Source organism: Mycolicibacterium komossense, from assembly GCF_025822605.1.
GTDB classification, from domain to species: Bacteria; Actinomycetota; Actinomycetes; order Mycobacteriales; family Mycobacteriaceae; genus Mycobacterium; species Mycobacterium komossense.
The window spans coordinates 444,451-456,416 of sequence record NZ_JACKTY010000012.1; the positions used below are offsets into that span (position 1 = coordinate 444,451).

12 protein-coding genes are annotated in these 11,966 nt (G+C 65.8%); 9 read left to right on the forward strand and 3 right to left on the reverse strand.

Annotated elements, in window-relative coordinates; translation table 11 throughout:
* The first annotated feature begins 497 nt into the window (after nucleotides 1-497).
* The 9 genes from metH to H7J73_RS04100 all read left to right on the forward strand — a co-directional run bounded on the left by metH (nucleotide 498) and on the right by H7J73_RS04100 (nucleotide 10,337).
* Complete coding sequence (gene metH, locus H7J73_RS04060) at nucleotides 498-4,163, forward strand: methionine synthase (RefSeq protein WP_264066016.1); 3,666 nt, start codon at nucleotides 498-500, stop codon at nucleotides 4,161-4,163.
* A 60-nt stretch (nucleotides 4,164-4,223) separates the two neighbouring features.
* On the forward strand, nucleotides 4,224-4,349 hold the full coding sequence (locus H7J73_RS04065) for a hypothetical protein (RefSeq protein ID WP_264065927.1): 126 nt from the start codon (nucleotides 4,224-4,226) through the stop codon (nucleotides 4,347-4,349).
* A gap of 31 nt (nucleotides 4,350-4,380) precedes the next feature.
* Nucleotides 4,381-5,064: an HAD family hydrolase gene (locus H7J73_RS04070; RefSeq protein ID WP_264066017.1), complete on the forward strand. Its 684-nt coding sequence runs from the start codon at nucleotides 4,381-4,383 to the stop codon at nucleotides 5,062-5,064.
* Nucleotides 5,065-5,161: 97 nt separating this feature from the next.
* Nucleotides 5,162-6,631: a sugar porter family MFS transporter gene (locus tag H7J73_RS04075; RefSeq protein ID WP_264065928.1), complete on the forward strand. Its 1,470-nt coding sequence runs from the start codon at nucleotides 5,162-5,164 to the stop codon at nucleotides 6,629-6,631.
* A gap of 274 nt (nucleotides 6,632-6,905) precedes the next feature.
* On the forward strand, nucleotides 6,906-7,217 hold the full coding sequence (locus H7J73_RS04080; protein ID WP_264065929.1) for a hypothetical protein: 312 nt from the start codon (nucleotides 6,906-6,908) through the stop codon (nucleotides 7,215-7,217).
* 44 nt (nucleotides 7,218-7,261) lie between these two features.
* Nucleotides 7,262-7,543, forward strand: a complete 282-nt coding sequence (locus H7J73_RS04085; protein WP_264065930.1) for a phosphoribosyl-ATP diphosphatase — start codon at nucleotides 7,262-7,264, stop codon at nucleotides 7,541-7,543.
* Nucleotides 7,544-7,545: 2 nt separating this feature from the next.
* Complete coding sequence (gene hisG, locus H7J73_RS04090) at nucleotides 7,546-8,397, forward strand: ATP phosphoribosyltransferase (protein WP_264065931.1); 852 nt, start codon at nucleotides 7,546-7,548, stop codon at nucleotides 8,395-8,397.
* A 69-nt stretch (nucleotides 8,398-8,466) separates the two neighbouring features.
* Nucleotides 8,467-8,964 (forward strand): DUF4126 domain-containing protein, encoded by a 498-nt coding sequence (locus H7J73_RS04095; RefSeq protein WP_264065932.1) that lies wholly within the window; start codon nucleotides 8,467-8,469, stop codon nucleotides 8,962-8,964.
* Nucleotides 8,964-10,337 (forward strand): FAD-containing oxidoreductase, encoded by a 1,374-nt coding sequence (locus H7J73_RS04100; RefSeq protein ID WP_264065933.1) that lies wholly within the window; start codon nucleotides 8,964-8,966, stop codon nucleotides 10,335-10,337. The genes H7J73_RS04095 and H7J73_RS04100 overlap by 1 nt, the downstream gene beginning before the upstream one ends.
* Nucleotides 10,338-10,398: 61 nt before the next feature.
* Here the strand turns inward: H7J73_RS04100 and H7J73_RS04105 are convergent, their stop codons facing one another.
* The 3 genes from H7J73_RS04105 to H7J73_RS04115 are packed head-to-tail and all read right to left on the reverse strand — an operon-like array spanning nucleotide 10,399 to nucleotide 11,865.
* Complete coding sequence (locus tag H7J73_RS04105) at nucleotides 10,399-11,010, reverse strand: flavodoxin family protein (protein ID WP_264065934.1); 612 nt, start codon at nucleotides 11,008-11,010, stop codon at nucleotides 10,399-10,401.
* Nucleotides 11,003-11,545: an SRPBCC family protein gene (locus H7J73_RS04110; RefSeq protein ID WP_264065935.1), complete on the reverse strand. Its 543-nt coding sequence runs from the start codon at nucleotides 11,543-11,545 to the stop codon at nucleotides 11,003-11,005. The genes H7J73_RS04105 and H7J73_RS04110 overlap by 8 nt, the downstream gene beginning before the upstream one ends.
* Nucleotides 11,542-11,865, reverse strand: coding sequence for an ArsR/SmtB family transcription factor (locus H7J73_RS04115; protein ID WP_264065936.1), 324 nt, complete (start codon nucleotides 11,863-11,865; stop codon nucleotides 11,542-11,544). Before H7J73_RS04115 ends, H7J73_RS04110 begins: the two co-directional genes overlap by 4 nt.
* Between the last annotated feature and the right edge of the window lie 101 nt (nucleotides 11,866-11,966).

Here is an 11,966-nt window from a genome sequence, read left to right on the forward strand (position 1 = left end):
CCCACGGCACCGACCTGCTTGGCCTGTTGCCCCGGCGTGTCCTGGTCGGCGGCAGGGCGACGACGAGATTCCGTCCGACGACGTTTCGAGGCGGTCGCGGAGGGGGCTCGCGACGAAATACGTGCGGCGGCAATCGGGTTAACCTTGAGGACGGCCAGATTGCCGACAACGCCCGGGTGCTGTCGTTGCTGACACAGCAAGCGCCAGGGTTGTCGCGGTCGATCGCGGTGATGAACTGGGCGTCCAGACGTCGAACGGGTGACGACGTAGACTTTCCTGGTCGAGAGGCGTTGCAACGGTTATTTGGGGTCCTGGATCTCTCCTGATATCCGCCACGCTCGGCAGAGTTAAGGACGCCTTCCGCTACGGAAGGAGTGCATGTGACGGGCCCTGAGCCGAACATCTCTGTGCCGGACACCCTTGAGTCGGGCACCTTCGTGCCGAACATCCGGCCCGACTGCACCGAGGAGCTGACGGCTACTCTCGGCCAGCGGATCATGGTGATCGACGGGGCGATGGGCACGGCGATCCAGCGGGACCGGCCGGACGAGGCCGGCTACCGCGGCGACCGGTTCACGGAGTGGCCGACCGCCCTTCAGGGCAACAACGACCTGCTCAACCTGACGCAGCCGCAGATCATCGAGGCGATCCACCGCGAGTACCTCGAGGCGGGCGCCGACATCCTGGAAACCAACACGTTCAATGCGACCGCGGTCTCGCTGTCGGACTACGACATGGCGGAGTTGAGCTACGAGTTGAACTACGCCGGCGCTGCGCTTGCCCGCACAGCCGCCGACGAGTTCAGCACCCCGGACAAGCCCCGCTACGTTGCCGGCGCCATCGGGCCGACGACGCGCACCGCGTCGATCTCGCCGGACGTCAACGATCCCGGCGCCCGCAACGTCTCCTACGACCAGCTGGTCGCCGCCTACCTCGAGGCCGCCAACGGCCTGGTCGACGGCGGCGCCGACCTCATCATCATCGAGACGATCTTCGACTCGCTGAACGCCAAGGCGGCGGTGTTCGCCGTCGAGACGCTGTTCGAGGAGCGTGGCCGCCGCTGGCCGGTGATCATCTCGGGCACCATCACCGATGCGTCCGGGCGGACGTTGTCCGGTCAGGTCACCGAAGCGTTCTGGAACGCGATCAGGCACGCCAAGCCGCTCGCGGTGGGCCTCAACTGCGCCCTGGGGGCGCCGGAGATGAGGCCCTACATCGCCGAGATGGCACGGATCGCGGACACCTTCGTCTCCTGCTACCCCAACGCCGGCCTGCCCAACGCCTTCGGCGAGTACGACGAGTCTCCGGAACATCAGGCCGGCTACATCGAAGAGTTCGCCGAGGCCGGGCTGGTCAACCTGGTCGGTGGTTGCTGCGGCACAGCGCCGCCGCACATCGCCGAGATCGCCAAGGTCGTCGAAGGTAAACCGCCTCGCGCGGTGCCGGAGATTCCGGTGGCCACCCGGCTCTCGGGCCTGGAACCACTCAACATCACCGCCGACTCCCTGTTCGTGAACATCGGTGAGCGCACCAACATCACCGGCTCGGCTCGTTTCCGCAACCTGATCAAGGCCGAGGACTACGACACTGCCCTGTCGGTCGCCCTTCAGCAGGTCGAGGTCGGTGCGCAGGTCATCGACATCAACATGGACGAGGGCATGATCGACGGCGTCGCCGCGATGGACCGGTTCACCAAGCTGATCGCGGCCGAGCCGGACATCAGCCGCGTACCGGTGATGATCGACTCCTCCAAGTGGGACGTCATCGAGGCGGGCCTGAAGAACGTGCAGGGCAAGCCGATCGTCAACTCGATCTCCATGAAGGAGGGCGAGGAGAAGTTCATCCGCGAGGCGCGGCTGTGCCGCAAGTACGGCGCCGCCGTCGTCGTGATGGCCTTCGACGAACAGGGACAGGCCGACAACCTGGAGCGCCGCAAGCAGATCTGCGGGCGCGCCTACCGGATCCTGACCGAAGAGGTCGGCTTCCCGGCCGAGGACATCATCTTCGACCCGAACTGCTTTGCGCTGGCCACCGGTATCGAGGAGCACGCGACCTACGGCATCGACTTCATCGAGGCCTGCGCCTGGATCAAGGAGAACCTGCCCGGGGTGCACATCTCCGGCGGTATCTCGAACGTGTCGTTCTCGTTCCGGGGCAACAACCCCGTCCGCGAGGCGATCCACGCGGTGTTCCTGTTCCACGCCATCAAGGCCGGCCTCGACATGGGCATCGTCAACGCGGGCGCATTGGTGCCCTACGACTCGATCGACCCTGAGCTGCGGGACCGGATCGAGGATGTGGTCCTGAACCGTCGGGAGGATGCGGCCGAAAGGCTCTTGGAGATCGCCGAACGGTTCAACAAGTCGGAGAAGACCGAGGACCCCAAGGCCGCGGAGTGGCGCAGCCTCCCGGTGCGCGAGCGGATCACGCACGCGCTGGTCAAGGGCATCGACGCCGACGTCGATGCCGACACCGAGGAACTGCGGGCCGAGATCGCCGCGGCAGGCGGTCGCCCGATCGAGGTGATCGAGGGCCCGCTGATGGACGGCATGAACGTCGTCGGTGACCTCTTCGGCGCGGGCAAGATGTTCCTGCCCCAGGTGGTGAAGTCGGCCCGAGTGATGAAGAAGGCGGTGGCGTACCTGCTGCCCTACATCGAGGCGGAGAAGGAACAGTCGGGTGCTGCGGCGGGCGACAAGGACACCAACGGCACGATCATCATGGCGACCGTCAAGGGTGACGTCCACGACATCGGCAAGAACATCGTCGGGGTCGTTCTGCAGTGCAACAACTACGAAGTGATCGACCTCGGTGTGATGGTGCCTGCCCAGAAGATCCTGGCTGCGGCGAGGGAGCACAACGCCGACATCATCGGGCTGTCCGGACTGATCACCCCGTCCCTGGACGAGATGGTCAACTTCGCCGTCGAGATGGAACGCGAGGGGTTGCAGATCCCGCTGCTGATCGGGGGTGCGACGACCTCGCGCGCACACACGGCCGTGAAGGTCGCGCCGCGCCGCAGTGGTCCGGTGGTCTGGGTCAAGGACGCGTCCCGCTCGGTGCCGGTCGCTGCGGCGCTCCTCGACGACAAGCAACGTCCGGCCCTGCTGGAGGCCACCGCGACCGACTACGCGGCCCTGCGCGAACGGCACGCCCAGAAGAACGAGCGGCCGATGCTGACGCTGGAGAAGGCCCGCGCGAACCGGACCCCGATCGAGTGGGACGGCTACCCGCCGCCCGTACCCGCCCAGGGTCTCGGCGTGCGGGAGTTTCTTGACTACGACCTCGCCGAGCTGCGCGAATACATCGACTGGCAGCCGTTCTTCAATGCCTGGGAAATGAAGGGCAGATTTCCCGACATCCTCAACAACCCGGTCTCGGGCGAGACTGCCCGCAAGCTGTACGACGATGCCCAGGAGATGCTCGACACCCTGATCAAGGAGAAGTGGCTGACCGCCAACGGCGTGATCGGCTTCTTCCCGGCGAACGCGGTCGGAGACGACGTCGAGGTCTATACCGACGAGACCCGTACCGAGGTGCTGACCACGCTGCACAACCTGCGTCAACAGGGGGAGCACCGCGACGGCATCCCGAACCGGTCACTCGGTGACTTCATCGCCCCCAAGGAAACGGGCCTGCCGGATTACGTCGGCTCCTTCGCCGTTACCACTGGGCTCGGCAGCGGGGACAAGACTGCGGAGTTCAAGGCAGCCAACGACGACTACAGCGCGATCCTGCTGGAGTCGCTGGCCGACCGGCTGGCCGAGGCGTTCGCCGAACGGATGCACCAGCGGGTCCGCAAGGAGTTCTGGGGATATCAGCCCGATGAGCAATTGGACAACGAGGCGCTCATCGGCGAGAAGTACTCAGGCATCCGCCCGGCTCCGGGCTATCCGGCCTGCCCGGAGCACACCGAGAAGGCGACGCTCTGGGAGTTGATGGACGTCACAGAGCGGACCGGCATCGAGTTGACCGAGTCGATGGCCATGTGGCCCGGTGCTGCCGTCAGCGGCTGGTACTTCTCGCACCCGCAGTCGCAGTACTTCGTCGTCGGCCGGCTGGCCCAGGACCAGGTCGCCGACTACGCCAAGCGCAAGGGCTGGACCCTGACCGAAGCCGAGCGCTGGCTCGCACCCAACCTCGGCTACAACCCGGAGGACTGAGCCCTGAGTCGAAACCCGATGGGGCTTAACGATTTCCTCCCAGCTGGTCACGATGAGAAGATGAAGGAGCGGCTCGGACCGGGCCGCACCGGCGTTGACCTGTCCGATGAGGTGCAGCTGCATCCCGAGCAGTCGATCGACGCCTCCGTGCTGCACCACCCAGAGACGAAAGATTTCCATGTTTGATTCTCGGCCTGATGACCGCTCCGGCAGCCAGCTGAAGGCCGTGCTGTGGGATATGGACGGCACCCTGGTCGATTCCGAAAAGCTCTGGGACATCTCGATGCACGCCCTGTACGCCCGACTCGGCGGGGTGATGACGCCCGAGCTGCGGGAAGCGTCCGTCGGTGGATCGGCCGGCAGCGTGATCCGGCTGATCTACGACGATCTCGGCCTCGACCTCGATCCGGAGGCGATGGCCGAGTCGGCGGACTGGCTGCACGACTACACCGGCGAGCTGTTCGAACGGGGGTTGCCGTGGTGCGGGGGCGCCCGCGAGATGCTCGATGCCCTCTCCGCCGCGGGGGTGCCGATGGCGCTGGTGACCAACACCCGCCGGGAACTCACCGAGCGGGCTCTGAACACCATTGGCAGGCATTACTTTTCGGTGACTGTCTGCGGTGACGAAGTCGAGCACGCCAAACCGGCGCCCGATATCTATCGGCGGGCGGCCGAGTTGCTGGGCTTCGAACCGGAGCAGTGCCTGGCCGTTGAGGATTCGGTCACCGGCGCCGCCGCGGCGGAGGGAGCGGGATGCCCAGTGCTGGTGGTGCCCAACGAAGTCGTGGTGCCGGGCAGCCCGCGGCGTAGGCACGAGAACTCGCTGAGTGATCTCGATGTGGACGACCTGCGGACGATTTTCGCGCAGCTGGGCACTCTGGTCGACGAACGCACCGGCTGAGCACTCAAACACGGGAGCCCGATACGGCCCGTAAGGCGCTTGGACTGTGCAATCGTTGTGAGAGACACAGACGCAGCGTTGCGGAAAGAAGGACGCCATGGCCGGCCAGGGGCCCGTAGACAACAGTCCGTCAGCCATCACCGACGAGGATTTCTCCTCCGGTAAGACCGCGATCCGGATCGCTTCCGTGGCAGCCCTGGGCGGCCTGCTGTTCGGTTACGACAGCGCGGTCATCAATGGGGCGGTGGATTCGATCCAGGCGGACTTCAACATCGGTAACGCCGAACTCGGTTTTGCCGTCGCCTCAGCGCTGCTCGGCGCCGCCGTGGGCGCGATGTCCGCGGGCCGGATCGCCGACAAGATCGGCCGCATCGCGGTGATGAAGATCGCCGCGGCGTTCTTCCTGGTCAGTGCGATCGGTACGGCGTTGTCTCCCAACGTCGAGTTGATCGTCCTGTTCCGGATCGTCGGCGGTATCGGCGTGGGGGTGGCGTCGGTGATCGCCCCGGCTTACATCGCCGAAACCTCCCCGCCGAGCATCAGGGGGCGCCTCGGGTCGTTGCAACAGCTGGCCATCGTGTTGGGCATTTTCTTGTCGTTCGTGGTCAACTGGGTGCTGCAACGCATCGCCGGCGGGCCCGGCAAAGATCTGTGGCTGGGCATGGAAGCCTGGCGGTGGATGTTCCTGGTGATGGCGATCCCGGCCCTGGTGTACGGCTCGCTGGCGTTCACCATCCCCGAGTCGCCGCGGTATCTGGTTGCCAGCCACAAGATTCCGGAGGCCCGCAAGGTGCTCTCCACACTGCTGGGCCAGAAGAACCTGGAAATCACCATCTCGCGGATCAGGGAAACCCTTGAGCGCGAGGACAAGCCGTCCTGGAAGGATCTCAAGAAGCCGACCGGCGGCATCTACGGCATCGTCTGGGTCGGCCTCGGTCTGTCGGTCTTCCAGCAGTTCGTCGGCATCAACGTGATCTTCTACTACTCGAACGTGCTGTGGCAGGCGGTCGGTTTCGATGCCGACCAGTCCGCCATCTACACCGTCATCACCTCGGTGATCAACGTTCTGACCACGTTGATCGCCATTGCATTGATCGACAAGATCGGCCGCAAGCCGCTCCTGCTCGTCGGTTCCACCGGGATGGCGATCACGCTGATCACGATGGCCGTCATCTTCGCCAACGCGACACTCGGGCCGGACGGAAAGCCCAGCCTGCCCGGCACAGCCGGAGTCATCGCGCTCATCGCCGCGAACCTCTTCGTCGTCGCGTTCGGTATGTCGTGGGGACCGGTCGTGTGGGTGTTGCTCGGCGAGATGTTCCCCAATCGGATCCGGGCGGCCGCGCTGGGGTTGGCCGCGGCCGGTCAGTGGGCAGCCAACTGGCTGATCACGGTGACGTTCCCCGGCCTGCGTGAGCACCTCGGCCTGGCCTACGGGTTCTACGGGCTGTGCGCCATCCTGTCCGGCATCTTCGTGTGGAAGTGGGTCATGGAGACCAAGGGCGTGTCGCTGGAGGACATGCACTCCGAGGTACTCCAGGAGAAGACACCGCATGCCACGGCCTGACTCGTGCGACTGACTGCCGAGCGCCAGCTCTGACAGCACGAATTCGTCTGCTGCCCTGGTGGTTCGGCGGTCGGCGATGATGGCGCCGACACTGTGGTCGGCCCCCGTTGCTGAGTTCAACCTGCTGAACACCTTCGAGTTCGGTGAAGCGGCCCGATCTTGATTGACCGGAGAATCGGCCGGGAGTATCACGGAATGAGGAGTTCGAGGGCGAGTTCCGCCAGGCGCCGCCGGGCTGAGCGACGGCGCGTCAGTCGAGCAGCCGGAGGCGATCGTGAGCCCCAACCGTGTGAAGCCGCTCGCCGCGGCTGTAGGTCTCGGTGCTGTCGCGGTGGCGTTGGCCATCAGTCTCGACGCAGGCGGCGGTCCGCCGGTGCACCCGGTCGCCGGCGGGTCCGGTGACTCGGCCACGGGTACATCGTTCGTCGAGCCGACCGTCCCGGTGATGTCGATCGACCCGACCAACATGAGCATGGGGTCCACCGTGACGGCGGCGCCGGCTACATCCCTGGCCACGTCGATGGCGTCACCCACGTTCAAGGCATCGCCGGAGCCGGGCTGCGTCAACAACGGTCAGTGCCCCTGACAGCAGCCCTGAACGGAAACCTGAGTGACGGCGCTGCGGGCCGCATGAAACAATCGCAAGCCGTGAAGACCTTCGAGGAATTGTTCGCCGAACTGGGCGAACGTGCCCGGACCCGGCCCGCGGGCAGCGGGACCGTCGCCGCTCTGGACGCCGGGGTGCATACTCTCGGCAAAAAGATCCTCGAAGAGGCCGGCGAAGTATGGATCGCCGCCGAACACGAGAGCGACGACGAGCTGGCCGGGGAGATCAGTCAGCTGCTGTACTGGACGCAGGTGCTGATGATCGCGCGCGGCCTGACCCTCGACGACGTGTACGGGAAGCTGTGAGTATGTTGCGCGTCGCGGTCCCCAACAAGGGGGCATTGAGTGAGTCGGCCGCCGAGATCCTGTCCGAAGCCGGGTACCGTCGCCGTCGCGACCCCAAGGACCTGACCGTCGTCGACCCGGCCAACAACGTGGAGTTCTTCTTCCTGCGGCCCAAGGACATCGCCATCTACGTCGGGTCGGGTGAGTTGGACTTCGGGATCACCGGACGCGACCTTGCGGCCGAATCCGACGCCCCCATCCAGGAGCGCCTCGCGCTGGGCTTCGGCTCGTCGACGTTCCGCTACGCGGCCCCGGCCGGTCGGGACTGGGCCACCGCCGACCTCGGCGGGCGGCGGATTGCCACCGCCTACCCGAACCTGGTGCGAAAAGATCTGGCGGCCAGAGGTATCGACGCCACGGTCATCCGACTCGACGGCGCGGTGGAGATCTCGGTGCAGCTCGGCCTGGCCGATGTCATCGCCGACATCGTCGGAACCGGCCGCACCCTCGGCCTGCACGGACTGGTGGCCTTCGGTGAGGCGCTGTGTGATTCGGAGGCCGTGCTGATCGAACGTGCCGAGCCCGATGTCCAGACCGCAGCTGCGCGTGACCAACTCGCCGGCCGCGTGCAGGGCGTCGTCTTCGGGCAGCAGTATCTGATGCTCGACTATGACTGCCCCCGGTCGGTGCTGGACGCGGCCACCAAGGTCACCCCGGGGCTGGAGTCGCCGACGATCGCCCCGCTCGCCGACCCCGACTGGGTGGCCGTCCGGGCACTGGTGCCACGCAAGATCGTGAACTCCATCATGGACGAGCTCGCCGCGATCGGCGCCAAGGCGATTCTGGCCTCCGACATCCGCTTCTGTCGCTTCTGAACTAGGCCCGCGCTTGGCAGTTCGCGGTGTTAGCGTCCTGTAGGACACCACTGCGGTCGGAAGGCTGTCATGCATTACGTGCTTCTCGCTCTGCTGTTCGCATTACTGATCGGATTCATCGCGGGCCTGCGCGCCATGACGCCGCTGGCCGTTCTGGCGTGGGGCGCGATGCTCGGTTGGATAAACCTTGCCGGTGTCCCGCACGGAGCGTGGTCCGCCTGGCTCGGCAGCATCGTCGCCGTGGTCATCCTGAGCATCCTTGCCATCGGTGAGCTTGTCACCGACCAGTTGCCCAAGACGCCGAGTCGCACGGTGCCGGCGCAGTTCGGTGCGCGGATCGTCATCGGTGCGCTGGCGGGCGCGGTGATCGGCACCCCCTTCGGCCATATCTTCAGCGCCATCGGAGCGGGCATCATCGGTGCGGTGCTCGGCACCCTCGGCGGGTCGGCCGGCCGCGGTTTCCTGGCCGCGAAGTTCGGTAAGGATCTACCCGCCGCCTTGATCGAAGACGCCGTCGCGGTCATCGGCGGATTCGTCATCGTGTACCTCGCCGGGGCGAGTTTGTAGTGGCCCGGCATTTCGATGCGATCATCGTCGGTGCGGGCCAGGCCGGGCCACCACTGGCGGGCAGGCTGACCAGCGCCGGGCAGACCGTCGCCGTCATCGAACGCAAACTGGTCGGCGGCACCTGCGTCAACTACGGCTGCATTCCCACCAAGACCCTGGTGGCCAGTGCGCACACGGCGCACACCGCGCGTCGCGGAGCCGAATACGGCATCGGCACAGGCGATATCACCGTCGACATGGCGGTTGTCAAGGCCCGCAAGGACAAGATCGTCCTCGGTGACCGCAGTGGCGTTGAATCGTGGATCGAGGGCATGGACGGTGCCACGCTCATCCGCGGACACGCCAGGTTCAGCGGTCCGAAGACCATCGTCATCGACGACGACGAGACCATCACCGCCGACAAGATCTTCCTCAACACCGGCGGGCGCGCAGTCGTGCCCAACATTCCTGGCCTCGACGACATCGACTATCTGACGAATGTCGGTGTGCTCGAACTCGACGTGGTGCCAACACATCTGGTCATCGTCGGCGGTAGCTATATCGCACTGGAGTTCGCTCAGATGTACCGCCGGTTCGGTGCCCAGGTCACCGTCGTCGAGAAGGGGCCGCGGCTGACGTCGCGCGAAGACGAGGACACCTCCGCGGCCATCAAAGACATTCTCGAGGCCGAGGGCATCACAGTCGTCCTCGGTGCGACGGGCCTGCGGGTGGCCAAGCACGCGGGAGGTTTCGCCCTCACCCCGGTTGACGGCGCCGACCCGATCATCGGCTCGCACCTATTGGTGGCAACGGGACGCCAACCCAACACCGACGATCTCGGCCTGGTCGCGGCGGGTGTCGAGACCGACGCCCGCGGTTACGTCAAGACCGACGACCAACTGCGCACCAACGTTGAGGGCGTCTGGGCGATGGGGGACTGCAACGGCAAAGGAGCCTTCACGCACACCTCGTGGAACGATTACGAGATCGTGGCGGCCAATCTGCTCGACGACGACCCCCGGCGGGTCTCCGATCGCGTCCCCGCCTATGCGCTCTATATCGACCCGCCGCTGGGCCGGGCCGGGCTCACGGTCGACGACGTCCGCAGGTCCGGCCGCAAGGCACTGGTCGCCAAACGGCCGATGACCAGGGTCGGTCGCGCGGTGGAAAAAGGTGAGACGCAAGGCTTTATGAAGGTCGTCGTCGACGCCGAGACCAAGGAGATCCTCGGCGCGGCGATCCTCGGTGTCGGTGGCGACGAGGTCATCCACTGCATCATCGACGTGATGACCGCGAAACTGCCTTACACCGCGATCTCGCGCACCATGCACATCCACCCGACGGTCAGCGAGCTCGTCCCGACGCTGCTGCAGGAGCTCGCACCGCTGGAGTAGCGGAGGACTTCTTCTTCGCTGACGACTTCAACGACGCAGGTCGAACGGAAGCCTGTGACTCTCAGTCTGTGGCGGCGACCAGAGCCCGACCGGCGACGAACTGGCGAGCCACGACGGCGACCCGCCCGCCGAGATGTCGGCAGGTAGCGACGTCGGCGGGATGAACCCCGTCAGGGTCGACGTCCACATCCGTTGCGGCACCGGCGCCCAGCCAGAAGCCGAGTCGATTGAGGTCGTGCTCAGTGCCCGCCGCGCTGTTCCAGCCCGCGCCGAGGCCGAGGTTCACCCAGTGCATGTGGTGCTGCGCAGCGAAAACCGCCAGCGACACCAGTGCCTGCAGCTTGTCGCCGGCCTTCGCTCCGGAGTTGGTGAATCCCGCGCCGACCTTGTCGCGCCAGGCGCCGGTCAGGCACCGCCGTCCGGTCCGCTCAGCAAACGTCTGGAAACCTGCCGACACGTTCCCCATATAGGTGGCGCTGCCGAAGATGATGCCGTCGGCGTCGTCGAGGATGTCCCAGTCGGCATCGGTGATCGTGTCCACGGCGATGAGGTCGACGTGTGTGCCCGCGTCCCGGGCGCCGCTGGCGACGGCGCCGGCCAGGGTGGCGGTGTGGCCGAAACCGGAGTGGTAGGCGATGGCGATCGTCGGCTCGCCAAAAGTGTTGTCAAGCATCATCATTCCTTCGGTGGGTAGATTCCTTCTGGGAGTAGATCGAGGTGGCAACTTCCTGATAGCGGGTCGACCAGTCGGGCACCGGCTCGCCGGCCAGGTATGCCACCAGCCGGTCCAGATAGGCGTGCGTTCCGGGACGGAAGCCGCCGGCATTTCGCACGCCGAGGCCGCGATGGGTGAACCGCAGTCGGGTGCCCGGGGGATTTGAGTCGTCCGGGTTCAACTCGTAGCGCACCACGCTCGGGGTCTCGAGAATCCTTTGCTTCCAGACATGTTCGAAGATGTGCGGCGGATCCCACACGGTGATGTCGCCCGTCATCCGCTTGTTGTCGGCTGCGAACGGTGGGCCGTCGGGGATCATCGTGATCTGTCCGCCCTCACGGGCGTCGATCGTGGTCACACCCATCCACCTCGCGCGTTCCGCGGGGTCGGTGATCGCCGCCCACACCGACTCGATGGGATAGGGCAACCACCGCTCGAACGTCAGGATCGCGAGCTCGCCTTCGATGGTGAGCCGTCCCGCAGATCCGGTCATGGTTGCTTCCTCTCACCGTGTTTGGCCGCCAGGTGTTTCTCCAACGCATCGAGATGGGCGGTCCAGTGCTTGCGGTACTGCTCGATCCAGGTGTCGATCTCGACGAGGCCGTCGGCACGCAGCGCGTAGATGCGTCGCTGAGCGTCCGCCCTGACTTCCACCAGCCCAACCTCGCGCAGCACTCGCAGATGCCGAGACACCGTCGGCTGTGTCAATCCGGGCAGTGTCGCGACCAAATCTCCTGCGGTGCACTCTCCGTCGGCCAGCGCATCCAGCAAGGCTCGTCGATGCGGCTCGGCGACGGCTTCGAAAACATCCATGACCTCAGTATGCACTGCCATCTATATAGACGCAATTACATATAGCGGGACCCGTCTACGGCGAAGCCCGTGCCCAGCTTCGTGGTCGGTGGCGGCTGTGC